General features: G+C 71.8%; 22 protein-coding genes. 10 read left to right on the forward strand and 12 right to left on the reverse strand.

Annotated elements, in window-relative coordinates:
• Positions 1–27: 27 nt before the first annotated feature.
• Entirely contained in the window at positions 28–1,428 is a 1,401-nt protein-coding gene (gad, locus tag AFM16_RS21765) for a glutamate decarboxylase (protein ID WP_078634351.1), read from the reverse strand.
• Between the two features lie 29 nt (positions 1,429–1,457).
• Entirely contained in the window at positions 1,458–2,741 is a 1,284-nt protein-coding gene (locus AFM16_RS21770; protein ID WP_078634352.1) for an ion channel protein, read from the reverse strand.
• Positions 2,742–2,889: 148 nt separating this feature from the next.
• Between AFM16_RS21770 and AFM16_RS21775 the strand changes: the two genes are divergently transcribed.
• Entirely contained in the window at positions 2,890–3,651 is a 762-nt protein-coding gene (locus AFM16_RS21775) for a MerR family transcriptional regulator (RefSeq protein WP_078634353.1), read from the forward strand.
• Positions 3,652–3,709: 58 nt separating this feature from the next.
• On the opposite strand, the gene AFM16_RS21780 is transcribed toward AFM16_RS21775, so the two are convergent.
• Positions 3,710–4,075: a YbjQ family protein gene (locus AFM16_RS21780; protein WP_030796008.1), complete on the reverse strand. Its 366-nt coding sequence runs from the start codon at positions 4,073–4,075 to the stop codon at positions 3,710–3,712.
• A gap of 137 nt (positions 4,076–4,212) precedes the next feature.
• Here AFM16_RS21780 and AFM16_RS21785 point away from each other — a divergent pair, with 137 nt between their 5' ends.
• Positions 4,213–5,178, forward strand: coding sequence for a DedA family protein (locus AFM16_RS21785; protein ID WP_030796009.1), 966 nt, complete (start codon positions 4,213–4,215; stop codon positions 5,176–5,178).
• Between the two features lie 20 nt (positions 5,179–5,198).
• On the opposite strand, the gene AFM16_RS21790 is transcribed toward AFM16_RS21785, so the two are convergent.
• On the reverse strand, positions 5,199–6,854 hold the full coding sequence (locus AFM16_RS21790) for a threonine/serine exporter family protein (protein ID WP_078634354.1): 1,656 nt from the start codon (positions 6,852–6,854) through the stop codon (positions 5,199–5,201).
• A 102-nt stretch (positions 6,855–6,956) separates the two neighbouring features.
• Positions 6,957–7,448: an inorganic diphosphatase gene (locus AFM16_RS21795; protein WP_007383738.1), complete on the reverse strand. Its 492-nt coding sequence runs from the start codon at positions 7,446–7,448 to the stop codon at positions 6,957–6,959.
• A gap of 85 nt (positions 7,449–7,533) precedes the next feature.
• Between AFM16_RS21795 and dacB the strand changes: the two genes are divergently transcribed.
• The 6 genes from dacB to folE all read left to right on the forward strand — a co-directional run bounded on the left by dacB (position 7,534) and on the right by folE (position 15,224).
• Entirely contained in the window at positions 7,534–9,177 is a 1,644-nt protein-coding gene (dacB, locus tag AFM16_RS21800) for a D-alanyl-D-alanine carboxypeptidase/D-alanyl-D-alanine endopeptidase (RefSeq protein ID WP_078637045.1), read from the forward strand.
• A gap of 101 nt (positions 9,178–9,278) precedes the next feature.
• Positions 9,279–10,403: an Rv3626c family coenzyme F420 biosynthesis-associated protein gene (locus AFM16_RS21805; protein ID WP_030796015.1), complete on the forward strand. Its 1,125-nt coding sequence runs from the start codon at positions 9,279–9,281 to the stop codon at positions 10,401–10,403.
• Positions 10,404–10,598: 195 nt separating this feature from the next.
• Positions 10,599–11,639, forward strand: a complete 1,041-nt coding sequence (tilS, locus tag AFM16_RS21810) for a tRNA lysidine(34) synthetase TilS (protein WP_030796017.1) — start codon at positions 10,599–10,601, stop codon at positions 11,637–11,639.
• Positions 11,640–11,711: 72 nt separating this feature from the next.
• A complete protein-coding gene (gene hpt / locus AFM16_RS21815; RefSeq protein WP_030796019.1) occupies positions 11,712–12,251 on the forward strand; it encodes a hypoxanthine phosphoribosyltransferase in 540 nt (179 codons plus the stop codon).
• 216 nt (positions 12,252–12,467) lie between these two features.
• Positions 12,468–14,507, forward strand: a complete 2,040-nt coding sequence (gene ftsH / locus AFM16_RS21820; RefSeq protein WP_030796021.1) for an ATP-dependent zinc metalloprotease FtsH — start codon at positions 12,468–12,470, stop codon at positions 14,505–14,507.
• 111 nt (positions 14,508–14,618) lie between these two features.
• Positions 14,619–15,224: a GTP cyclohydrolase I FolE gene (gene folE, locus AFM16_RS21825; protein ID WP_030796023.1), complete on the forward strand. Its 606-nt coding sequence runs from the start codon at positions 14,619–14,621 to the stop codon at positions 15,222–15,224.
• 33 nt (positions 15,225–15,257) lie between these two features.
• Here folE and AFM16_RS21830 read toward each other — a convergent pair whose 3' ends face one another.
• The 6 genes from AFM16_RS21830 to AFM16_RS21855 form a co-directional block, all read right to left on the reverse strand.
• The gene (locus AFM16_RS21830; protein ID WP_030796025.1) at positions 15,258–15,746 is read right to left on the reverse strand and encodes a DUF3180 domain-containing protein; all 489 of its coding nucleotides are present in this window, start codon (positions 15,744–15,746) and stop codon (positions 15,258–15,260) included.
• A 57-nt stretch (positions 15,747–15,803) separates the two neighbouring features.
• Complete coding sequence (folK, locus tag AFM16_RS21835) at positions 15,804–16,415, reverse strand: 2-amino-4-hydroxy-6-hydroxymethyldihydropteridine diphosphokinase (protein WP_078634355.1); 612 nt, start codon at positions 16,413–16,415, stop codon at positions 15,804–15,806.
• Positions 16,412–16,771, reverse strand: coding sequence for a dihydroneopterin aldolase (gene folB, locus AFM16_RS21840; protein WP_030796029.1), 360 nt, complete (start codon positions 16,769–16,771; stop codon positions 16,412–16,414). Before folB ends, folK begins: the two co-directional genes overlap by 4 nt.
• Positions 16,772–17,038: 267 nt before the next feature.
• Complete coding sequence (locus tag AFM16_RS21845; protein ID WP_078634356.1) at positions 17,039–17,596, reverse strand: nuclear transport factor 2 family protein; 558 nt, start codon at positions 17,594–17,596, stop codon at positions 17,039–17,041.
• Positions 17,593–18,522 (reverse strand): dihydropteroate synthase, encoded by a 930-nt coding sequence (gene folP / locus AFM16_RS21850; protein ID WP_078634357.1) that lies wholly within the window; start codon positions 18,520–18,522, stop codon positions 17,593–17,595. Before folP ends, AFM16_RS21845 begins: the two co-directional genes overlap by 4 nt.
• A 92-nt stretch (positions 18,523–18,614) precedes the next feature.
• Positions 18,615–20,426: a phosphatidylglycerol lysyltransferase domain-containing protein gene (locus AFM16_RS21855; protein WP_078634358.1), complete on the reverse strand. Its 1,812-nt coding sequence runs from the start codon at positions 20,424–20,426 to the stop codon at positions 18,615–18,617.
• Positions 20,427–20,661: 235 nt separating this feature from the next.
• Between AFM16_RS21855 and AFM16_RS21860 the strand changes: the two genes are divergently transcribed.
• A complete protein-coding gene (locus AFM16_RS21860; protein WP_078634359.1) occupies positions 20,662–21,789 on the forward strand; it encodes an alpha/beta hydrolase in 1,128 nt (375 codons plus the stop codon).
• Positions 21,790–21,933: 144 nt separating this feature from the next.
• Positions 21,934–23,442, forward strand: coding sequence for a hypothetical protein (locus AFM16_RS21865; RefSeq protein ID WP_078634360.1), 1,509 nt, complete (start codon positions 21,934–21,936; stop codon positions 23,440–23,442).
• Here AFM16_RS21865 and AFM16_RS21870 read toward each other — a convergent pair.
• The gene (locus AFM16_RS21870) at positions 23,415–24,770 is read right to left on the reverse strand and encodes a PH domain-containing protein (RefSeq protein WP_078634361.1); all 1,356 of its coding nucleotides are present in this window, start codon (positions 24,768–24,770) and stop codon (positions 23,415–23,417) included. The two genes, AFM16_RS21865 and AFM16_RS21870, sit on opposite strands and share 28 nt — an antisense overlap.
• Positions 24,771–24,882: the final 112 nt, after the last annotated feature.

The following is a 24,882-nucleotide window of genomic DNA, read 5'->3' on the forward strand; positions in this document are numbered from 1 at the left end:
CGTCCGTGGCGGAATCAGACCGAGCGGTCAGTGATGGAAGCCGGTCGCCGCCCCCTTGTCCCGGATCGCCGGGCCCGACTGCTTGCGCAGTTCCGGCAGCAGCCGGGTGAGGTCCTCCACGAACAGCGCCGCGAGGTCCTCGGAGAAGCCGTTGCGGCACACCACGCGGATGACGGACAGGTCCTCCCGGTTCGGCGGGAAGGTGTACGCCGGCACCAGCCAGCCGTTCTCCCGCAGCCGCCGGGAGACGTCGAAGACGTCGTACGCCGTCACCTCGGGCGCCGTGGTGAAGGCGAAGACCGGCAACTGGTCGCCGCGGGTGAGGAGGCGGAAGTCGCCGAGGGACTCCACCTTCTCCGCGACGGCCATCGCCACGTCCCGGGTGGACTGCTGCACCGCGCGGTAGCCCTCCCGGCCCAGCCGCAGCAGGGTGTAGTACTGCGCGACGACCTGGGCGCCGGGCCGGGAGAAGTTCAGCGCGAAGGTCGGCATGTCGCCGCCCAGGTAGTTGACCCGGAAGACCAGCTCCTCGGGCAGCGCCTCCTTGTCCCGCCACAGCGCCCAGCCGACACCGGGGTACACCAGGCCGTACTTGTGCCCCGAGGTGTTGATCGACGCCACGCGCGGGAGGCGGAAGTCCCACACCAGGTCGGGATCGAGGAAGGGCGCCACCATGGCCCCGGACGCGCCGTCCACATGCACCGGGATGTCGAGGCCCGAGCGCTCCTGGAGGGCGTCCAGGGCCGCGCACAGGTCGGCGATCGGCTCGTAGGAGCCGTCGAAGGTGGAGCCGAGGATGCCCACGACCCCGATGGTGTTCTCGTCGCACAGGTCGGCGGCGGCCTGCGGGTCCAGGTGGTAGCGCTCGCCCTCCATGGGGACGAGGCGGGCCTCCACCTCCCAGAAGTTGCAGAACTTCTCCCAGCACACCTGGACGTTGATCCCCATGACCAGGTTCGGGCGGGCGCCCGGCTTCGGGTTCCGCTTGCTCCAGCGGCGCTTGAGCGCCATGCCGGCGAGCATGCACGCCTCGCTGGACCCGGTCGTCGAACAGCCCACGGCCGCCGACGGATCCGGCGCGTTCCACAGGTCCGCGAGCATCGCCACGCACCGGCGCTCCAGCTCGGCGGTGCGCGGGTACTCGTCCTTGTCGATCATGTTCTTGTCGCGGCACTCGGCCATCAGGACACCGGCCTGCGGCTCCATCCACGTGGTGACGAACGTGGCCAGGTTCAGGCGGGAGTTGCCGTCCAGCATCAGCTCGTCGTGCACGACCTGATAGGCCGTCGACGGCGAGATGGGGCCGTCGGGCATGCGGTGCTTGGGCGGCGCCTCCGTCATGCCTCCGACCGGATTCGCCTCGCCGTAGAACGGGTTGACGGACAGCGGGCGCTCGTCGGGCTTCTCGGGACCTTTGTGCAACGCCATGGGTGTGCCTCCTGGAGATCGAACGGGCGTCAGCGGACGGAAGTTCCGTCCGCGCGAAGCTGCATCTGGGGGCGCCCCGTCACCAGCAGCCAGGCCGGCAGCGAGGCGAAGCAGAGCAGGGCGATGATCGTGGGCGAGGACACCAGTACGGCGGCGGTGAACAGGCTCACCCAGCCCTGCCGGGTGATGGCCAGCAGCACGCCGAGCACGCCCGCCGCCACCCCGACCGCCGGATGCACGCCGGACACCAGCGCCTGGGCGGTGAGACCGAGGGCGGCGCCGACGAAGACCGCCGGGAAGATCCGGCCGCCGCGGAAGCCGCAGGACGCGGCGACCACCAGCGCGGCCAGCTTCACCACCGTCATCGTCGCGAACTCGCCGGCCGTCCAGCCGTCCGGATCGGCGGCCAGCTCCGCGACCTCGTCCAGCCCCTTGAAGAGCGTCAGATGCCCGCCCAGGGCCCCCAGAAGGCCCAGGACGAGCCCGCCGGCGGGCAGCATCAGCATCGGATGCCGCAGCCGTCCGAACGCCCCGTGCACATACGGGAAGACCCGTACGGCGCACATGCCGAGCAGCGCGGCCACGGACGCGATCACCAGCGCCGCCAGCAGATCGCCCCAGCCGGGCCGGCCCAGCGGCGGCAGATCGAGGTCGAAGGCCGGATGGGCCACCAGGTCGGTGGTGAGCGCCCCGGCCGCGGCGGCCACCAGCGGGGCGAACACGTTGTCCCACAGCGCGCCCTTCGCCTCCCGCCCCGCCAGCGCCTCGGAGATCACCAGCGCCGCCGCCACCGGCGTGCCGAACAGGGCGCCGATCGTCCCGGCCTCGGCGAGCATCGGCCACACCCGGCCCGGCATCCGCGGGATCAGCCGGTGGCCCAGCCAGAAGGCCAGCCCCACGTTCACCGCGATGATCGGGTTCTCCGGCCCCAGGCTGGGACCGCCCGCCAGCATCAGTACGGCGGCCAGCGTCAGCCCCGGCAGCACCCCGGCCGGGAGCACGGGCGCGTCCAGGCCGGTGGTCGCCGGATCGGGCCCCGCGTGCCCCGGCACCTTCCACACCACGAGCCCCACCAGCACACCGGTCGCGGTGAGCACGACCAGCATCCAGAACACGGAGTACCGGCCCACGCCCAGCGCGTCCGGCAGATCCGCCCACAGCACGTCCTGCAACTCCTCGGCCACCCCGCTGACCAGCAGGAGCAGCAGACTGGAGACGACGCCCACCACGACGGCGGGCAGGATCAGGGGCAGCAACGCGCGGGCGGGAGTCGCCGGAGCGGTGGGCGCGTGCCGCGGGATCTCCTGAGCCACAGGCTCACGATAAGCGGGCAAAGCGGACATGACATCCGGGGGCGTCCGGTCGGGAGCCGTCCGGGTCCCGGGCCCGCGCTTGCACCTCACGCGGCGTGAGACGCACCGTGGAGGACGACACCGGAAGGACCGGAAAGTGAGGGGAGAAGTGAGCTACTCCGTAGGACAGGTCGCGGGCTATGCCGGCGTCACGGTGCGCACCCTGCACCACTACGACGAGATCGGACTGCTCGTCCCCGGCGGCCGCAGCCACGCGGGCCACCGGCGCTACGACGACACCGACCTCGAACGGCTCCAGCGGATCCTGTTCTACCGCGAGCTCGGCTTCCCGCTCGACGAGGTCGCCGCCCTGCTCGACGACCCGGACGCGGACACGCGCGCGCACCTGCGCCGCCGGCACGAACTGCTGACCGCCCGGATCGAGCGGCTGAAGGAGATGGCGGCGGCCGTGGAACACGCCATGGAGGCACGCAGAATGGGCATCGATCTCACCCCCGAGGAGCGCTTCGAGGTCTTCGGGGACCACGACCCCGAGCAGTACGCGCAGGAGACCGAGGCACGCTGGGGCGGCACCGACGCCTACGCCGAGTCACGGCGCCGCACCGCCCGCTACACCAAGGACGACTGGAAGCGCATCCGCGCCGAGGCCGACGCCTGGGGCGAGCGCTACGCGGCACTCGTGGCCGACGGCGAGCCGCCGACCGGCGAGGCGGCCATGGACCTCGCCGAGGAGCACCGGCGCCACATCGACACGCGCTACTACGCGTGCCCCCACGAGATGCACCGCTGCCTGGGCGAGATGTACGTCGCCGACGAGCGCTTCACGGCGTACTACGACGCCCTGCGCCCGGGCCTCGCCGAGCACCTCAGGGACGCGATCCTGGCGAACGCGGCCCGGCACACGCGCTGACGGCGACCTGTCCTGGCCCGGTGCGTCCCCGGTGCGCTCCCTGTGCGTCCGGGGACGTTCACTCCTGGGCCAGGACCACCGCCGTGCCGTACGCGCACACCTCGGTGCCCACGTCCGCCGCCTCCGACACGTCGAAGCGGAACGCCAGCACGGCGTTGGCGCCCCGCGCGCGTGCCTGCTCGACGAGCCGCTCCATGGCCTGGTTGCGGGTCTCCACCAGGGTCTTCGTCAGCCCCTTCAGCTCACCGCCGATCATCGACTTCAGACCCGCGCCGATCTGGCTGCCCAGATGCCGCGAGCGCACGGTCAGGCCGAAGACCTCGCCGATAACCTGCTCGACCCGCAACCCGGGTACGTCGTTGGTGGTGACGACCAGTACGTCCGGCCGGGGTCCCTGACCGCCGCCGAATTCCTCGATGCCCATGCTCACAGCTTTGACCGGGGAGAGGCACAGTGCATCCTGGGGGAGGCCCTGGGAACCTGGCCCCGCGGCGCCGCGTTGATACGTTGGGGCGGTCCTCCGCCGCACCGACCGCCCTCACCCCTCAGGAGCCCGGAACCGTGACGACTCTTGCCCTCGGACCGAGCTGGCTGGACCCCGACTATCTGCTGGACAGCTTCGGCATCTGGGGTCTGCTGCTCATCGTGTTCGCGGAGTCCGGCCTGCTCATCGGCTTCTTCCTGCCCGGTGACTCGCTGCTGTTCACCGCCGGTCTGCTGATCACCTCGGGCCAGCTCGACTTCCCGCTGTGGGGCGCGGTCGCGCTGATCTGCGTCGCCGCGATCCTGGGCGACCAGGCGGGCTACATGTTCGGCAAGAAGGTCGGCCCGTCGCTCTTCACCCGACCGGACTCCCGCCTCTTCAAGCAGGAGAACGTCGTCAAGGCGCACGACTTCTTCGAGAAGCACGGCCCGAAGTCGCTGATCCTGGCCCGCTTCGTGCCCATCGTGCGCACCTTCACCCCGATCATCGCCGGCGTCAGCGGCATGCGGTACCGCTCGTTCCTGACCTTCAACATCGTCGGTGGCGTCCTGTGGGGCGCCGGCGTCACCCTGCTGGGCTCCTGGCTCGGCAACATCGACTTCGTGAAGAAGAACATCGAGGCGATCCTCATCCTGATCGTCCTCGTCTCGGTGGTTCCGATCGTCATCGAGTTCATGAGGGCACGCAGCGCCGCCAAGAAGAACGCCTCGCAGGCCCCCGCCGAGCAGCGGCCCGAGCAGCAGCCGTACCAGCAGCAGCCCCCGGTGATGGACGACGCGACGACCCGGCTCCGCCGTATCGACGAGCACGAGCCCGGCCCGTACGGCCACCAGGGCGGCCGCCCGCAGCAGAACGACTACTACGGCACGCCGTACCCGCAGCAGGACCGGCCCCACCAGCCCCAGCAGCAGCCCTACCCGCAGCAGCAGCCGCAGCCGTACCCCCAGCAGCAGCCCTGGGACCAGCAGCCGCAGCCGCAGCAGCAGCCGTACGGCGCCCAGCCCCACCAGAACGGCCCGTACCCGTACAACGAGGGCTACTGACGGCGCCGGGCCCGCGGGTGTCAGAACCCGCGGGTCCGCTTGGCCGCCCGGCGCTTCTCGGCGGATCCGATCCGCAGGAACAGCCGGGACACCTCCGAACCCAGGTTCACCCCGATCGCGATGGCCATCGCCAGCGCCGCGGCCTTGGTGAGCGACACCAGCCCCTGGTCCACCTCGTTCTGCGCGATGGCCAGCAGCCCGAAGTACGTCGCCGAACCCGGCAGCAGCGGCCCGATCGCCGCCGTGGTGTACGGCAGCGCCGACGCGAACCGGTAGCGGGCCAGCAACTGCCCGAACAGCCCCACGACCCCCGCCGCGACGGCCGTGGAGGCCACCGGCGAGATCTCGCCCGCGTAGTGCATCGCCCCGTACACCGACCAGGCCACGCCCCCGTTGAGGGTGACGGCCGGCACGGTCGAGCGCTCCTGCTGCAACAGCACCGCGAAGGTCAGCGACAGCAGCATCGACGCGCCGATCTGCCACAGCGGCCGCTCGGTGATCCCCAGGGCCGCGTCCGGGTTGAGATGCGCCCCGAGCTGCACGCCCAGATAGAGCATCACCAGCACCCCGACCACGATGCCCACGAAGAAGTACATGACCTCCAGCAGCCGCGCGGCCGCGGTGATGTAGAAGCCCGTCAGACCGTCCTGGACGCCCGCCACCAGCGCCCGTCCGGGCAGCAGCGCGAACAGCCCGCCGGTGATGACCGCGGACGCCTTCACGTCCACATGGGTCAGGGTCAGCGCGACCCCTATCGCGGCCGGCGGCATCGCCGCGACCAGGAACTGGTAGAACTCCGGCAGCCCCCGGCCCGCGCACAGCCAGGCCAGCCGGTCGCCGAGCATCGCCCCGAGCGCGGCGGCGACGAACACGACCAGATCACCGCCGACCAGCACCGAGGCCGCGCCCGCCAGCAGCCCGCTCGCCGAGGTCAGCACCCAGGTCGGGTACGGGTGCCGGTTGCGGCGCATCTCCGCGAGCCGCCGGTACGCCTCCTCCAGCGAGAAGTGCGTCTCCGGGTCGCTCAGGTCGTCCACCAGCCGGAACACGGCCGCCAGCCGGGTGTAGTCGGTGCCGCGCCGGCGGACCGTCCGGGACGCCGTCAGCGGATCGTCCACCAGCGACGGCTGGTACGAGATCGACAGCAGGGTGAAGGTGACGTTCGGCTCGCAGCGGTCCAGCCCGTAGGAGCGGCAGACCGCGAACATCGCGGCCTCCACGTCCTCGGCGCCCTCCCCGCCCGCCAGCAGCAGCTCACCGATGCGCAGTGTCAGGTCGAGGACGCGCGGGACGGCCGGCCCGCCCTCCTCCGGCTTCACGGTCCGCTCCGGCGCCGGCCGCTCGGTCACCGGCATCCGCAGCATCGTGCGCATCCGGTCCTGCCAGGGCAGGTCCTTGGTCAGACTGACCACCGGAACGCCCTCGGCGGGGGTGAACGCGGCCGGGCCGCCACGGGCGCTGTACGTGCTCGGCCGGCTGAACGCCGACCCCTCCGGCTCCTCGGCGGGCGGCACGTCCAGCCCCTGCGGAACCGCGAACTCCGACGTGGTCTCCGGCTCACCGCCCGCTCTGGGCACGGCCAGCCCCGGCGGAACGGCGAACTCGGACGTCACCTCGGGCTCGTAGGAACCCCTCGCCTCGTCCGACTGCGGCTTGCGGTCCTCCGCATCCGTCACTGAGCAACGCTCCCTGAACGACACCTTCCGTACGGATCAGTATGCGCACAGGCACACGAAAGGGCCGCACGCGTGTACGTGCGGCCCCCTCGGTGCGGAAGGTCAGTGACCGCCCTGGTCCTTGAAGCGCTTGTAGGACCGCTCGATCTCGGCCTCGGCGTCGACCCGGCCGACCCAGTCGGCGCCCTCGACGGACTTGCCGGGCTCCAGGTCCTTGTAGACCTCGAAGAAGTGCTGGATCTCCAGGCGGTCGAACTCCGACACGTGGTGGATGTCGCGCAGGTGCTCCACGCGCGGGTCGGTCGCCGGGACGCACAGCAGCTTGTCGTCGCCGCCGGCCTCGTCCGTCATCCGGAACATGCCGATCGCGCGGCACTTGATGAGGCAACCCGGGAAGGTCGGCTCGTCCAGGATGACCAGCGCGTCCAGCGGGTCGCCGTCCTCGCCGAGGGTGTTCTCGACGAAGCCGTAGTCGGTCGGGTAGGCGGTCGAGGTGAAGAGTCGACGGTCCAGGCGGATCCGACCGGTCTCGTGGTCCACCTCGTACTTGTTCCGCGAACCCTTCGGGATCTCGATCGTGACGTCGAACTCCACCGGACGCTCCTCCATGATCAGCACATAGTTCTGGTGGTTAAGTGTCCCTCACGCAGGTGGGTGATCGCGAAAGGGGCTGGTGGTCATGCCGGAGCTGAGACCGTGGCGGGCCGCGAGACCGCACGTGGTGCGGGTCGCGGACGCCGTACGACCGCGTCTGGCACGGGCCGCAGGGATCGTAGGCCCTCGTCTCGCGCGGGCGACGGCGGCCGCGAAGCCGCGGGTCGCACGGCTCACGCAGGCGGCGAAACCGCAGCTCGCGCGGATCACGAAGACCGGTCCGACCGTCAGGACCTGGCGGTACACCGCGGGTGCGGCGACCGCCGGACTGGCGCTGGCCGCGGGCGTGGTGACCGCCGCCGGCCCCTGGGACTCCACCGGTCAGCGTACGGCCGAGCGGGACCGCGCCGCCGCCCTGCATCACACGGGTGGCGCAGATCACGGCCGTCGCACCGGTTCGTCCGATACGTCCGACACCGCGGCCGGCGCCCCCCGGCCCGCCCCGAGCGCCCCCTCCGTACTCTCCGGTCTCGGCGGCCCCACCGGCACCGTGAAGTCCGCCCACACCACCACCGCCCTCGCCGCCGTCCTGGACCCCCTGCTGCGCGACCCGGCGCTCGGCACCCTGCACACCGCCGCGGTCGTCGACGTCACCACCGGCGCGCGGCTCTACGGCACCGGGTCCGGCCAGGCGCTCACCCCCGCCTCCACCACGAAGATCGCCACCGCGGTCGCCGCGCTCACCGCGATGGGACCCGACCACCGGCTCACCACCCGCGCCGCCCTCGAACCCGACACGAAGGAACTGGTCCTGGTCGGCGGCGGCGACCCCACCCTCACCGCCCGCAAGGACGCCGAGGGCTGGGCGAGCCTGCGCGCGCTCGCCGTCTCGGCCGCCAAGGCGCTCACGGCACGCGGCCTGACCGACGTCACCCTCTCCTACGACACGACCCTCTTCACCGGCCCCCGGATTCACCCCATCGGGGTCGATCCCAACATCGCCCCCGTCACCGCCCTCAGCGCCGACCAGGGCCGCACCGACGACTCCACCAGCGGCACGGCCTACCGCGTGGCCGACCCGGCCGCCGACGCCACCCGCAAGTTCGCCGACTTCCTCAAGGCCGAGGGCATCACCACCAGCGCCCCCGGTCCCTCGAAGGCCACCACGCGCGCGGAGACCCTCGCCACCGTCTCCTCGCCCCCGCTGTCCGACCTGGTCGAGCGGATGCTCACCAACAGCGACAACGACATCGCCGAGGCCCTCGCCCGCCAGACCGCCGTCGCGACCGGCGACCGCGCCGACTTCGCCGGCGGCGGCCGGGCCGTCCACGCCCAGCTCAAGAAGCTCGGACTGCCCATGGCCGGCGCGGTCTTCGAGGACGGCAGCGGACTCGACCGGGGCGACCGCCTCACCGCCGACCTCCTGACCGCCCTCCTCGTCAAGGCCGCCGACCCGGACCGCCCCGACCTGCGCCCGGCCCTCACCGGACTCCCCGTCGCCGGCTTCACGGGCACCCTCAGCGCCCGCTACACCGAGGGCGCCGCCGGCGTCGTCCGCGCCAAGACCGGCACCCTCACCGGCGTCAACGCCCTGGCCGGCACCGTCGTCGACCGCGACGGCCACCTCCTCGCCTTCGCCCTCCTGGCCTCCGGCACCACCAACAGGGACACGGCCCAATCAGCCCTGGACCGAACAGCAACGGCACTGGCGAACTGCGGCTGCGGCTAGGGCGCTCCGGTGCCGTGTGCGTCGGCGGGTCCTGGGTGCGCGTCTTCGGGTTCGGGTTCGTGGCTCTGCCTCAACTGGCGGTGAGCACGTACCGTTGACGCATGACGAGCATCGGTGGTGTGGAGATGGTCGACTGGAATCTCGCGGTCGCGACCGCGACCCGGCTCGTGCGGCCGGGCCCGGAGGTGAGCCGCGACGAGGCCAGGGCCGTCGTCGCGGAGCTGCGCCGGCACGCCAAGGCCTCGGAGGAACACGTCCGCGGATTCACCCGGATGGGTACCGAGGACACGCACGACACCCCGGTCCTCGTCGTCGACCGCCCCGGCTGGGTGCGGGCCAACGTCGCCGGTTTCCGGGAGCTTCTCAAGCCCCTCCTCGACAAGATGCAGGAACGCCGCGCGGGCGGCCCGGGGGGCGCCGTGCTGGGCGCCGTCGGCGGCAAGGTCACCGGCGTCGAACTGGGCATGCTGCTGTCGTTCCTCGCCTCCCGCGTGCTCGGCCAGTACGAGACCTTCGCCCCCGCCTCCCGCGACCTCCCCTCCGGCGGCCCCAAGGGCGGCCGGCTGCTGCTCGTCGCCCCGAACATCGTCCACGTCGAACGCGAACTCGACGTCGACCCCCACGACTTCCGCCTCTGGGTCACCCTCCACGAGGAGACCCACCGCACCCAGTTCTCCGCCGTCGACTGGCTGCGCGACCATCTGGAGGGCGAGATCCAGTCGTTCCTCGGGGAGACCGACGTCGACCCGATGACCTTCCTGGAGCGCGTCAGGGAGGCCGCCCAGTCCCTCGCCGGCGGCCGCCCCGAGGGCGAGGAGGACGACGGCGGACGCTCCCTCGTCGAACTCGTCCAGACCCCCGCCCAGCGCGAGATCCTCGGCCGCCTCACCGCCGTGATGTCCCTGCTGGAGGGCCACGCCGACTTCGTCATGGACGGCGTCGGACCCGCCGTCGTGCCCTCCGTCGCCGAGATCCGCGAGAAGTTCCAGCAGCGCCGCGCCAAGGGCGCCTCCCGCCTGGACATGGCCTTGCGCAAACTGCTCGGCCTCGACGCCAAGCTCCGCCAGTACCGCGACGGCGAACGCTTCGTGCGGGCCGTCGTCGAACAGGTCGGCATGGACGGCTTCAACCGCGTCTGGACCTCCCCGAACACCCTCCCCACCAAGGCGGAGATCGCCAAACCGGCGGACTGGGTCGCCCGCGTGCACCGCAAGGCCGAGTCATGACACCCGTACGGCACCCCGTGAACCGGATCCGGCCGACGGCAGGCGAACGCCCCTTCAATCACCCGTCCGAGGGACCGTGGGTCCTCGGCAGGCGTGCAATGCTCGGGGAACGGCCCGGCTCTGTCACCATCTACACACTCTGAGTGACCGGCCCGGGGTTCACCCCCGACAAAACTTCATGAAGGGAACCGGACAATGGGTCCCCATCCTGCGGTCGCGGCGATACGCCTGGCGGTCCGCCGCGTACTCCACGACATCCTCAACGACCACCAGCCCACCGACCCCACCGCCACCCCGGCGCGGGGCTCGCACGCGCGCCCGCCCGCGCCGCTCGTCCTCGTGGCGTGCTCCGGCGGCGCCGACTCCATGGCCCTCGCCTCCGCACTCGCCTTCGAAGCCCCCCGGCTCGGGCTGCGCGCCGGCGGCGTCACCGTCGACCACGGCCTCCAGCCCGGCTCCGACCTGCGCGCCGACGAGGTCGTCCTGCGCCTGCGCGAACTCGGCCTCGACCCCGTCGAGGCCACCGCCGTGACCGTCGGCCGCGAAGGCGGCCCCGAGGCCGCCGCCCGAGACGCCCGCTACGCCGCCCTCGACGCCGCCGCCGAACGCCACGGCGCCGCCGCCGTCCTGCTCGGCCACACCCGCGACGACCAGGCCGAGACCGTCCTGCTCGGCCTCGCCCGCGGCTCCGGCATCCGCTCCCTGTCCGGCATGGCCGAGATCTCCGGCACCGGCGGCCGCTACCGGCGGCCCTTCCTCCAGGTCGACCGGCAGACCGCCCGCAAGGCGTGCATGGTCCAGTCGCTGCCCGTGTGGGACGACCCGCACAACGCCGACCCCGCCTACACCCGCTCCCGGCTGCGCCACGAGGGTCTGCCCGCCCTGGAGAAGGCCCTCGGCAAGGGCGTCGTCGAGGCCCTCGCCCGAACGGCCCAGCTCTCCCGCGACGACGCCGACGCGCTCGACGCCTGGGCCGGCCAGGCCGAGACCGCCGTACGGGACGCCGCCGGCCTCCTGGAGTGCGCCAAGCTCTACGCCCTGCCGCCCGCCGTACGCCGCCGGATCCTGCGCCGCGCCGCCATCGAGGCGGGCGCGCCGGCCGGTTCCCTCTTCGCCCGGCACATCGAGGAGGTCGACCGGCTGATCACCGGATGGCGCGGCCAGGGGGTCATCAACCTCCCCGGCAAAGTCGTGGCCCAGCGGCAGGGTGGCAGACTGGTGATTCGGCAAGGCTGAAACCCGGCTCTCCGCACGGAGGGCCAGGCGGCCGGTGGGACGACCGAAAGTGATGCGGTGGACGCGAAAGACATGGGTGCCGACCTCAAGCAGGTACTCATCACCAAGGAAGAGATCGACGCGAAGCTGGCCGAGCTGGCCGCGAAGATCGACGCTGAGTACGCGGGCAAGGACCTGCTGATCGTCGGTGTCCTCAAGGGCGCGGTGATGGTCATGGCCGACCTCGCCCGGGCGCTGTCCACCCCCGTCACCATGGACTGGATGGCCGTGTCGTCGTACGGCGCGGGCACCCAGTCCTCCGGCGTGGTGCGGATCCTGAAGGACCTCGACACCGACATCAAGGGCCGGCACGTCCTGATCGTCGAGGACATCATCGACTCCGGCCTGACGCTGTCCTGGCTGCTGTCGAACCTCGGCTCGCGCGAGCCGGCCTCCCTCAAGGTGTGCACGCTGCTGCGCAAGCCGGACGCCGCGAAGGTCGCCATCGACGTGGAGTGGGTGGGCTTCGACATCCCCAACGAGTTCGTCGTCGGCTACGGCCTGGACTACGCCGAGAAGTACCGGAACCTGCCGTTCGTCGGTACGCTCGCGCCCCATGTCTACGGCGGCTGAGCCGGACGGCAGCGCCGGCCCGGGCACGGACTGAGCCGGACGGCCGGTCTTGTAGGGCGATCGGGAACCCCAGCGGGTTTCGCACCGTTGGAGCAGGCAGACGGGCTCACCGGCTCTCCTGTGCGGCTTCGGGCCACCATGCTGGGGTACCGTCAGAAGAACTGTCTTATCAAACTCACTATGGCAGGAGGGACGGGGCGGCACCGCTCCGTATGGATGGACGTGAAGCGATACTTCCGTGGGCCGGTCATGTGGATCGTGCTGGCCGTCCTTGCCGTGGTCGTGTTGATGCAGGTCGTCGGCTCGTCCGGCGGCTACAAGACGGTGGACACAGGCCAGGTCATTGCAGCGATCAACGACAACAAGGTCGAGTCGGCCAAGCTCACCACCGGTGACGAGCAGACCATCAAGGCCACCCTCAAAGACGGCGTGAAGATCGAGGGCAGCTCGAAGATCCAGGCGAGCTACATCGGCGATCAGGGCGTGACCATCGCCAACACGCTGCAGACCAAGTACCAGGACAAGCAGATTCCGGACGGCTACACGGTCTCTCCGACGAAGCAGAACGCCTTCGTCGGGATCCTGCTGTCCCTGCTCCCCTTCGTCCTCATCGTGGTCGTCTTCCTGTTCCTGATGAACCAGATGCAGGGCGGCGGCTCCCGCGTCATGAACTTCGGAAAGTCCAAGGCGAAGCTCATCACCAAGGACACCCCGAAGACGACGTTCGCGGACGTCGCCGGTTCGGACGAGGCCGTCGAGGAACTCCACGAGATCAAGGAGTTCCTCCAGGAACCGGCCAAGTTCCAGGCCGTCGGCGCCAAGATCCCCAAGGGCGTGCTGCTGTACGGCCCGCCCGGCACCGGCAAGACGCTCCTCGCGCGTGCCGTCGCCGGCGAGGCGGGCGTCCCCTTCTACTCGATCTCCGGTTCCGACTTCGTCGAGATGTTCGTCGGTGTCGGTGCCTCCCGTGTGCGTGACCTCTTCGAGCAGGCCAAGGCGAACGCCCCGGCGATCGTCTTCGTCGACGAGATCGACGCGGTCGGCCGCCACCGCGGCGCCGGCCTCGGCGGCGGTCACGACGAGCGCGAGCAGACGCTGAACCAGCTCCTCGTCGAGATGGACGGCTTCGACGTCAAGGGCGGCGTGATCCTCATCGCCGCGACGAACCGGCCCGACATCCTCGACCCGGCGCTGCTGCGCCCCGGCCGCTTCGACCGCCAGATCGCGGTCGACCGCCCGGACATGCAGGGCCGTCTGGAGATCCTCAAGGTCCACCAGAAGGGCAAGCCGGTCGCGCCCGACGTCGACCTGTCCGCCGTCGCCCGCCGCACTCCCGGCTTCACGGGTGCCGATCTGTCGAACGTGCTGAACGAGGCCGCGCTGCTGACGGCCCGCTCGGACAAGAAGCTGATCGACAACCACATGCTGGACGAGGCGATCGACCGTGTGGTCGCGGGCCCGCAGAAGCGGACCCGGATCATGTCGGACAAGGAGAAGAAGATCACCGCGTACCACGAGGGCGGTCACGCCCTGGTCGCGGCGGCCTCGCCGAACTCCGACCCGGTCCACAAGATCACGATCCTGTCCCGCGGCCGTGCCCTCGGCTACACGATGGTCCTGCCGGACGAGGACAAGTACTCCACCACGCGCAACGAGATGCTGGACCAGCTCGCGTACATGCTGGGCGGCCGCGCGGCGGAGGAGCTGGTCTTCCACGACCCGACCACGGGCGCGGCGAACGACATCGAGAAGGCCACCGCCACCGCCCGCGCGATGGTCACCCAGTACGGCATGACCGAGCGCCTGGGTGCCATCAAGTTCGGCGGCGACAACACCGAGCCGTTCCTCGGCCGTGAGATGGCTCACCAGCGCGACTACTCGGAAGAGGTCGCCGCGCTGGTGGACGAGGAAGTCAAGAAGCTCATCGAGAACGCGCACAACGAAGCCTGGGAGATCCTCGTCGAGAACCGCGACGTTCTCGACAACCTGGTGCTTCAGCTCCTGGAGAAGGAGACGCTGGGCAAGGAGGAGATCGCCGAGATCTTCGCCCCCATCCACAAGCGTCCCCCGCGGCCGGCCTGGACCGGCTCCTCCCGCCGTACGCCCTCGACCCGTCCGCCGGTGCTCTCCCCCAAGGAGCTGGCCCTGACGAACGGCGCGAACGGCACCACTCCGGCGATCTCCACCGCGAAGGCCACCGCGGCGGAGCCCGCCCCGGTGACCGAGCCCGCTCCGGAGGACCGCCCGGAGAGCTGACCAGGCCCGGAATGGATGCCGCGCCCCCCAGGTTCTAGCCTGGGGGGCGCGGCATTTTCCGTATGACCTGTTTTCGACGCCCTTGTGGGACACCTAGGAACGAGGCAGCACATGACCGACCCCGTGACGCTGGACGGCGAGGGCCAGATCGGCGAGTTCGACGAGAAGCGCGCCGAGAACGCCGTACGCGAACTCCTGATCGCGGTCGGCGAAGACCCGGACCGCGAGGGCCTCAAGGAGACTCCGGCGCGGGTGGCGCGGGCGTACAAGGAGATATTCGCGGGGCTGTGGCAGAAGCCCGAGGACGTGCTGACCACGACGTTCGACCTGGGGCACGACGAGATGGTGCTGGTGAAGGACATCGAGGTGTTCTCCACGTGTGAGCATCATCTGGTGCCGTTCCGCGGGGTGGCGCATGTCGGCTACATCCCGTCCACCACCGGGAAGATCACCGGTCTGTCCAAGCTGGCCCGGCTGGTGGATGTGTTCGCCCGCCGCCCCCAGGTGCAGGAACGTCTCACCACGCAGGTCGCGGACTCGCTGATGGAGATTCTGGAGCCGCGCGGCGTGATCGTCGTCGTGGAGTGCGAGCACATGTGCATGTCCATGCGGGGCATCCGCAAGCCCGGCGCCAAGACCATCACGTCGGCGGTCCGCGGGCAGCTCCGGGACATGGCGACGCGCAACGAGGCGATGAGTCTCATCATGGCGCGCTGAAGGATTGCGCGCTGAAGGATCGCGCGCGCTGACTTACGCCGGGGTCGCCGCTCCGTTGTTGTGGTCGTCGTCGTCCTCGGGGAGTTTGCAGACGCGCTCCAGGAACAGGGCGGCTGCTATGACGCCGATGCCCGCGACGACGGAGAAGCCGGCGTAGATCGCCTGGTCGCGGTGGGCCGGGACCTCCAGGGACTCCAGGAGGAAGACGCCCGTGCCGCCGTACATGCCGCTGACGAGGGCGGCGACCAGGGCGCTGGCCTGGCCGAAGACGACCGCGCGGGCGGCCATCAGCGGGTCGACGCCCTTGGCGCCGGGGCGGCGCTCGCGCTGGGCCTTGAGGCGGGAGCGCAGCGACAGCGCGGTGGCCAGCAGCACCACCGCGATCAGGGCCAGGACGATGGGGGCGGCCAGCGGGACGCTGGGCAGGGTCCCGATCGAGGTCCACAGACGGGCACCGGCCCAGGACAGGACGCCGGCCACGAGGAAGACCCCGGCCAGCACCCTGATGCGCAGCTCTTTCACGGTGATCCTTCAGCTCCCCCGGGTCCTCAAGGACAGTGGTCGTCTTGACCTTAACGACTACGCGGGCAGGTGAAGTTCCAGGTCCTGGCGCGCGGTGACGCCTTCCCGGGTGATCGTGTCCAGGAGCGCCGCGACCGGCCCCCGGCCGGGCAGCTCGGCCTCGGGCTCGACGTCGAGCCAGGGGGCGAGCACGAAGGCGCGTTCATGGGCGCGCGGGTGGGGGAGGGTGAGCCGCGGGTCGCCGTCGACGACATCGGCGTAGGCCACGATGTCGACGTCGAGGGTGCGCGCGCCCCAGCGCTCCTCGCGGACCCGGTGGAACGCCTCCTCGACCGCGTGCGCCCGCTCCAGCAGGGAGGACGGCGGCAGGGTCGTCTTCAGCACCACGACCGCGTTGAAGTACGAGGGCTGGCTGCCGGGCTCGACGCCCCACGGCGCCGTCTCGTACACCGGGGAGACGGCCTTCACGCGGACGCCCGGGGTGTCCTCCAGGGCGTCGATGGCGCCCTGGAGGGTCTCCAGGCGGTTGCCGAGGTTGGAGCCGAGGGAGATCACGGCGCGCTGCGGGTTGTGCAGCGTGGTGTCGGCGGCGTCCACCTGCTCGACCACGGAGGCGGGTACCGGCTGTACGGTCGGGTCGCTGTGACCCTCGGTGAAGGACGCGGTCATGCTCGGCTCCGGATGATGGTGACGGTCACGTCGTCGAAGGGGACGGTGATCGGTGCGTCGGGCTTGTGGACGCGGACCTCGACCTCGTCCACCCCTTCGTGTGCGAGACAGGCCTGGGCGATGCGCTCGGCGAGCGTCTCGATGAGGTTGACCGGCTCGCCCTCGACGACGGCGACGACCTCCTCCGCCACGATGCCGTAGTGCACGGTCTTCGCCAGGTCGTCGTCGGCGGCCGCCGGGCGGGTGTCCAGGCCGAGCACGAGGTCCACGATGAAGGTCTGGCCCTCCTCGCGCTCCTTCGGGAACACACCGTGGTACCCGCGGGCCTTCAGGCCGCGCAGCTCGACACGATCCACGCGCATCACTCCTGCAATCGTCGGTTCCGGCCGGCCGGTGGCGTGTGCGGGCGCCACCGCGGCCTCGAACGAATCTACCTGCGAGCACCGACAGCGCCGGGCCCCGGCGGGCACGGCCCGGGGCGGCACCGCAGTTTTCACCGGGCGTTTCCCTCGGTGAACCCGGTGGCTCACGGGCCGATAGCCGCGCCTACCCGCGGGTTCGTGATTCCAACCACTTCTTGGTGCGGGAGGGGGAAAGGGGGTGGGGGCGCGGGGGTGCGGGGGTCAGACCGGGCTCTCGCCGTTGTCGTCGTTCCCCGGGTTCTCGGGGTGGTCCAGGCTCTCCGGTTTCTCGCCGTCCTCCGGCTCCTCGCCGTCGGCCAGGACCGGGGAGGCGTGGTGCGACCACAGCTTCCAGCCGTCCCGGGTCCGGCGGAACACGTTCGTGGCGACGACGAGCTGGCCCACCAGGGGCCCCAGCTCCTCGCCGTCCGACGGTGCCGGACCGCCGCTGAGGATGTTCTCCGTGCAGTTCACCAGGGCGGTGTCGCCGGTGACGGAGACGTGGACATCGGTCAGGAAGAACTGGATGTAGTCGGTGTTCGCCATGATCAGCGCGTACGACCGCAGCACCTCGCCGCGCCCGGTGAGCACCGGCCAGCCGGGGTGCACGCAGGAGATCACGCCGCTGTCCGCCGGATCGTGGTACTCCTCGTCGACGCCCAGGTCGGAGGGGGTGAGCCAGAGCGAGGACACCGTCTCGAAGTCGCCCCGCTCCAGCGCTTCGTAGAACGCGGTGTTGGCGGCCTCGACCTCTTCGACGTCGGTGTGGGGGGCGCTCACCGGACTCCTTCCGCACCACCGGGGCGCACGGCGCGCGCGGTGTCGTCGGCGCGCGTCCCTTCCGTGGCGCGCGCCCCTTCCACGGCGCGCGCGACCCGCACCGCGTCCGCCGTCGCGTGGACCTCGTGCACGCGCACGGCCCACGCGCCGTTGTGCGCCGCGAGCGCGGAGACGGCGGCCGTGGCGGCGTCCCGTTCGCGCGCGGGGGGTGGTGCGCCCTCCGGGCCTGCCAGGACGCGGCCGAGGAAGCGTTTGCGGGAGGCGGCGACCAGCAGCGGGTGCCCCAGGGTGTGCAGCCGGTCGAGGTGGGCGAGCAGGGCGAGGTCGTGATCGGCGTCCTTGGAGAAGCCGAGCCCGGGGTCGACGACGATCCGGTCGGGGGAGACGCCGCCCGCGAGGACGGCCTCCACACGCGCGTGCAGCTCGTCGACGACCTCGGCGACCACATCGGCGTAGACGCCCTTGACGTTGCCCCCTTCGAGGAAGCCGCGCCAGTGCATGACGACGAAGGGGGCGCCGGCGTCGGCCACCACCGGGATCATCTCCGGGTCGGCGAGGCCGCCGCTGACGTCGTTGACCAGGGCGGCGCCGGCGGCGAGGGCCCGGGCGGCGACGGACGCGCGCATGGTGTCGACGGAGACGACGACGCCCTCGGAGGCGAGGCCGCGGACGACGGGGACGACCCGGCGCATCTCCTCGGCCTCGTCGACACGGGTGGCGCCGGGGCGGGTGGACTCCCCGCCGACGTCGACCAGGTCGGCGCCCTCGGCGACGAGCTGGAGGCCGTGCTTGACGGCGGCCGTCGTGTCGAACCAGCGGCCGCCGTCGGAGAAGGAGTCGGGGGTGACGTTGACGACCCCCATGACCGCGCAGCGATCCCATTCCGGAAGACCGGCGACCCGTCCGCGTCCGCTCTGCTTGCTCATATGTTCAGCGTAGGCCCAGGGGCGGGCCGGGACGCTGCCCGGCCCGGCTTCCCGGGCCGGGGCGGAACCCCGCAGGTGCTGCCCGGTCACCCCTACGCGGCCTGTACGTCCCGCTCGGCCGGCCGGTGCGCACACACGCGTGCCGGCTTCGTACGGCGGCGCAGGAAGCGGGGCAGCGGCAGGGCGAGGTCGACGAAGCCCTCGGCCTGCATGGCGGCGAAGCCGATGCGCGGCAGGTCGCCGGAGGCGCGGTAGACGACGAAACGGGGCTCCCAGCGGGGCTGGAACTTGGCGTTGAACTTGTACAGCGACTCGATCTGGAACCAGCGGGAGAGGAAGACCAGCAGACCGCGCCAGGCCCGCAGCACCGGTCCGGCGCCGATCTTCTCGCCGCGGGCCAGCGCCGAGCGGAACATCGCGAAGTTCAGCGACACGCGCGTGATCGCGAAGCGGGGGGCGGCCTGGAGCGCGGCCACGATCAGCAGTTCGTTCATCCCGGGGTCGGCCGCGCGGTCGCGCCGCATCAGGTCGAGGGAGACGCCGTCCGGGCCCCAGGGCACGAAGTGCAGGATCGCCTTGAGGTCGCCGTACGGGCCGGGGACCTCGTCGGCCTTGTGGGCGGTGGCGATGAGACAGTCGCCGTCGGCCGGATCGCCCACGCGGCCGAGCGCCATGGAGAAGCCGCGCTCGGTGTCGGTGCCCCGCCAGTCCTCGGCGGCCCGCCTGATCCGCTCCAGCTCGGCCTCGCCGAGGTCACGTACACGTCGGACCCGGGTTTCGTATCCGGCGCGCTCGATGCGCTTGACCATTTGGCGGACGTTGCGCATCGCGCGGCCGGCGAGCGAGAAATCCGCGACGTCCACCACCGCCTCGTCGCCCAGTTCGAGGGCGTCGAGGCCGGTCTCGCGGGTCCAGACCTCGCCGCCGGTCTCCGAGCAGCCCATGACGGCGGGCGTCCAGGAGTGGGCCCTGGCCTCGTCCATGAAGCGTTCGATGGCCCCGGGCCACGCCTCGACGTCACCGATCGGGTCGCCGCTGGCGAGCATCACGCCGGAGACCACGCGGTAGGTCACCGCGGCCTTGCCGCTGGGCGAGAAGACGACCGCCTTGTCGCGGCGCAGCGCGAAGTGGCCCAGGGAGTCGCGGCGGCCGTGCCGGTCCAGCAGGGCGCGCAGCCGGGACTCGTCCTCCTCGGTGAGGCGCGCGGCCGGGTGTTCGGGGCGCAGGGCCAGGTAGATGGTGGTGACCGCGGTGAGCCAGCCGAGGGCGCCGAGCGAGAAGGCGACCGTCCAGGAGGTGTTGCCCGCGTAGTCGACCGGGCCCTCGAAGCCGAAGAGGCCGTACAGGACGTGTGTCAGGCGATCGGCCAGGCTCGGGTCGCCGATCAGACGGTTCGGGTGGACGCTGACGATGACCAGTCCGAGACCGAGGGAACCGGCGCCCATGAGGACGAAGTTGGCGAGCGCGCGCCAGCGGCTGCGCGGATCGGGCAGGGCGGCGAACTGGTCGCGGTGCACCAGCAGGGGCACCAGGAGCGCGATCGAGATGAGCGCGCCCACGACCGAGTGGCGGTATACGAACTGGGCCGCGGCGCCCGCCGGGAGCAGCACCACGGCGGCGCGCCAGGCCCGCCGCTTGGAGCGCTTGAGGCCGTGGGCGAGGAGCAGCAGCAGGATGCCGGCGCTCAGCGAGAGCGCCGCCGCGAAGGGGCCGAACGAGCCGGGCAGCACCTCCGCGAGGGTGTGCATACGGCTGTGCCTGAACCGGGGGAAGACGCCCGCGGCCACGTCCACCAGGCCGACGAGGGCACAGGCTCTGCCGACGAGGGCGGGCACGGACTCGGGGCGCGGACCGCGCACGAGCCGCCGCACCCTGCTTGATCGGTTCGGAACCCCGCCCGACATTTCCCCATCTTCCCTGACAGACATCGCATCCCGTAGTTCCGCGAGAGACCTTGGACCCGGTGCCGATTCGGGCATCCGGCGACATTGCGCCCTCTAGGACGGTGTCTCGGGGGGAGAGGTTCACTCAGCTTCTCAAAGCCACCGAAAAGGCCAAGGAAAGTCCGGGACAAGCCCTCGCGAAGGAGTCGGGGGGACGGGCCTGTGTCCGGACGGAGAGCAGGCAGGAAACCACCGCATGGGTCTCACGAGCAACACCTTGCTGCTGCTGTCGATCGCGTTCGCCGTCGTGCTGTTCGTCGGCACGGTGTGGCTGTGGCCGCGCCTCGCGCGGCGCACCTGGCGGGCCGTCAGCGGGCGCGTCGGCCTGCTGTTCGCCACGCAGTTGGCGGTCTTCGTGTCGGTGGGCCTCTCCGCGAACCAGGCATTCGGCTTCTACGCGAGCTGGGCGGACCTCCTGGGCCGGGAGACGGAGGTCGGCGTGGTCGTCGACCACGCGGGCGGCGGCGGGGCGCCGGAGGGGCTCCTGCGGGTCGTCGACACCCGTCAGGTCGACGGGGGCGGCGGCCGGCCGCGGTTCGGCGGGCAGATACAGAAGGTGGCCCTCAACGGCCGTACGACACGCATCGCCACGCCCGCGTACGTGTACCTGCCGCCGGAGTACTTCGACCCGGCGAACCGCACGCGTACGTTCCCCGCGGCGGTCGTGCTCACCGGCTACCCGGGGACGGCCGAGGCGCTGGTGGACAAGCTGCACTACCCGCGCACCGCGCGGCAGCTCGCCAAGGACGGGCGGATGCAGCCGATGATCCTGGTGATGCTGCGGCCCACGGTCGCGCCGCCGCGCGACACGGAGTGCGTGGACATCCCGGACGGGCCGCAGACCGAGTCGTTCTTCGCCGAGGACCTGCCGGAAGCCGTGACGGCCCACTACCGGGTCGGCAGGAAGCCGGGAAGCTGGGGGATCATCGGGGACTCCACGGGAGGCTACTGCGCGCTGAAGCTGGCGATGCATCACCCGGACGTGTACGCGGCGGGCGCGGGCCTGTCGGCGTACTACAAGGCGCCGATCGATCCGACCACGGGCGACCTCTTCCACGGGAACCGCACGCTGCGCGACGAGGCGGATCTGCACTGGTTTCTGAAGAACCGTTCCGCCCCGGACACCTCCCTGCTGGTCACGAGCAGCAAAGTGGGCGAATCCAACTACAAGGCCACGCTGAAGTTCATCGACGAGGTGAAGGCCACGCAGCGGACCCGGATCTCGTCGATCATCCTCGAAAGCGGCGGACACAACTTCAACACCTGGCGGCGGGAGATCCCGCCGACGCTGGAGTGGATCAGCGGGCGTCTGACCGGGGCGTGAACGGCCGTTCCGCACCGTAAATGATCTTGATTTCCGTTGAATGCGTGACCGCTCTGTTTCCCGATGTCCTGTGAAGGCTTCGGTATGGCAGCTTTTTGTGGGGCGGGGCGCCAACAATCGCCTACGCGCGGTAAGTTTCTGGCCATGCCACGTGGACGTCACCGCCATTCCCCGCCTTTGCACAGGCTGCTGCCTCCCTCGGCTATCGCAGGTGTCTCGGTCGTCTGCGCCCTGGGACCATGGCTGTTCACGGAGCCCATGGTGCTCCGAGGTCTGGCCGCGGCCGCCGCGGCCACGGCGCTCGTCGGCGCGTTCGTCATGCGCCGCTGGGACACGCAGGCGGGCCGGCAGGTCGCCGACCTCACGCGCGCGCGGGCGAGCGACGAGTGGCGCTTCGAGGAACGGGTCGCCGAACTGGAGACCGACCTCGACGAATCGCGCGAGCTGCGCGTCAAGCTGGAACAGCGGCTGCGTGCCAAGCGCGCCGAGCTGGCCGGCCTGCGCAACGAGCACGCCGCGTTGCTGCGCCGGTACGCCACCGCGGAGACCGAGCGGGCGACCGCCCTGGAGGGCCGCCGGCTGCTGGAGATAGAGACCACCGCACCGCCCGCGGCCCTGCCCCCGGCGCGTGCGGCGCAGGACGACGCGGTCGAGGCGGTCGACGGGGTCGAGGCGGCCGAGGCCGAGGTCGGGACCGAGACCGAGGCTGATGAGACGGTCGCCGCCGATGACGCGGCTGACGCGGGCGAGTTGGACGAGACGGCCGAGCTGGACGAGTCGGCCGACGCCGCCGACGACACCGACGAGTCCGAGGTCCCTGAGGCGGCCGCCGACGGCGATGAGGACGACGAGGACGCCGCGCACGAGGCGGACGCCCCCGCGGCTTTCTCCCCCGAGGGTTCCAAGCTGTTCCTGCGCGCGCAGGCGGCGTTGGGCAAGTTCGACCCGGACGCGGTGAAGCTCGCCGAGGACACGCCGAACGTCAAGGCCGCCGAGGCTGCCAAGGCCGCCAAGGACGACGACCCGGCCGGTGCGGAGGCCGCGGCGAAGGCGGTCGTCACCGAGACCGCGACGGATGCCGCCGACGGTGACGCGGAACCCGCGCGGGAGGACGAGGCGGAGGGGAAGTCCGAGGCGGCCGTCGAGCACACGCGCGCGGCCGCCCCCCACCCGAACGTCCCGACCGCCCCGGTCGCTTCGACCACGGAGGCCGCCCCGGCCGCCGAGCAGTCCGAGAGCAGCCCCGCTGAGCCCGCGCGGGCCCCGGCCCCGGCCCCGGTGTCCTCGGGTTCGGCCGAGCTGGTGCGGCGTCCGGCCGGGCCGGTGGTGCGGCCCTCCGGGCACTTCACGGTGCCGACCGCCGTCGCCGTCGTCCCCGCCACGCCGCCGATCCGGCGTCCCACCGCCGAGGGCGGCTTCGACTTCTTCGGCACGAAGAGCGAGGCGCCGTCCGACGCCCTCGCGGACGTGCAGAACGAGGACCTCGCCGACGTGGTCGGACAGGAGGCCCTCGCCCTGCACAAGGCCGAGGCGGAGGCGGAGTTCAAGCCCGCCGGTGAGGAGTCGCGCGGCGTGGGCCAGGTGATCGACCTGACCGCGCACGACGAGACCGAGCAGATCGACCTTCAGGGACTGCGCAGCGCCGTCTCCTGAGCCGTCTCCTGAGCCATCCAGCGGTCGGGCCGCGCGTCCCGGCGCCCGGTGCGGGACCGTTCGGCCTGACCGCGGAGCAGCTCCGCGGCCTCCTGAGCGTCCCGCAGCCGGGCCGTGACGGTCTTGTCGGCTCCCGTGTCCACATGGACGTCCGCGAGCCGCCAGAGGCGCTGCCAGGGCCCCTGGGAGAGCCGTACGCTCTGCACCTTGGCGTGCGGGACGAGCGCCAGGTGCCGCCTCAGCAGTCCGTGGCGCGCCGCGAACACCGCGTCCGTGACGGCGATCCCGTGGCCCCGCCACCACACCGGCACACACCGCCCGGCCCGGCGCGGCGGGCGGGACAGCGCCTCGTCCGGCGGGACGGTGACACCGGGCAGCACGCGCGCGACGACCGCCTCCGCCGCCGCGCGCGGGGCGACCGGCAGCAGCACGGAGTTGGACGACCCGGCCACGTCCAGCTCCACCCGCACCCAGCCGCGCCGCCGCCACAGCAGGGGCCGGACGATCCGCACGGTCTGCACGCGCCCCGGCGGCACCGTCTCGTGGGCGCGGTCCAGAAGCCCGTGGTCGATGCGCAGCCCGTCCGGGGAATCGGCCACCCGCCAGTCGTACTCGGCGACGAACCTGCCCACACTGCTCGCGCCCGCCGCGCCCAGCAGCGGCAGCCCGCTCGCCAGGACCGTCACCATGCTGTGCGTGGCCAGCCACAGCAGGGGCGGGACGACCAGCGCGGCGGCCAGCGTGCCCCAGGTCGCGCCGGTCAGCGCGAGCGCGATCGCCAGCTCGCGCGCCGGTACGCGCACGAGTTCGCGTGCCGGCGCCTCGCCCACCTCGTGCGCCGTCTCGGGCGCGAACCCGGCCGCCCGCGCGAGCAGTTCGGCGCGCAGCGCGCGGGCCTCCTCCTCGCCGAGGAAGGCCAGCTCGTCCTTCTTCGCCGCCCCGACGACGTCGAGCCGCAGCTTGGCCACGCCCGCGACGCGCGCGAGGAGCGGCTGGGTGACGTCGATCGCCTGGATGCGCTCCAGCCGGATGTGCGCGGTGCGCCGGAACAGCAAACCGGTACGGATGCGCAACTCGCTGTCGGTCACCGCGAAGTGGGTGAACCACCAGGTCAGGAAGCCGTACGCGGCGGCCGCCGGGAGCAGTACGGCGAGCGCGACCAGCAGGGTCGTGGTGGTCAGCCGGGTGAGCTGCTGCTGCGCCTGGTTCGGATCGTGCGCGGCCCAGCCGACAAGCACCGCGAGCGGCGCCCACGCCCGCCGGAACGGCGTGACGGGATGCAGCCGCCGCTCGGTGACGGGCGGCCGCGCGGAGGGCTCACGGGGCACGCCGCCCGCCTCGGCTGCCGGCCCGTGCTCGGCAGCGGGCCCGCCCTGGGCTGCGGGCCCACGCTCGGCTGACGGTCCGCCCTTGGACGATGGCCCGGCCTCGGCTGTAGGC

The organism is Streptomyces antibioticus, from assembly GCF_002019855.1.
Lineage (GTDB): Bacteria > Actinomycetota > Actinomycetes > Streptomycetales > Streptomycetaceae > Streptomyces > Streptomyces antibioticus_B.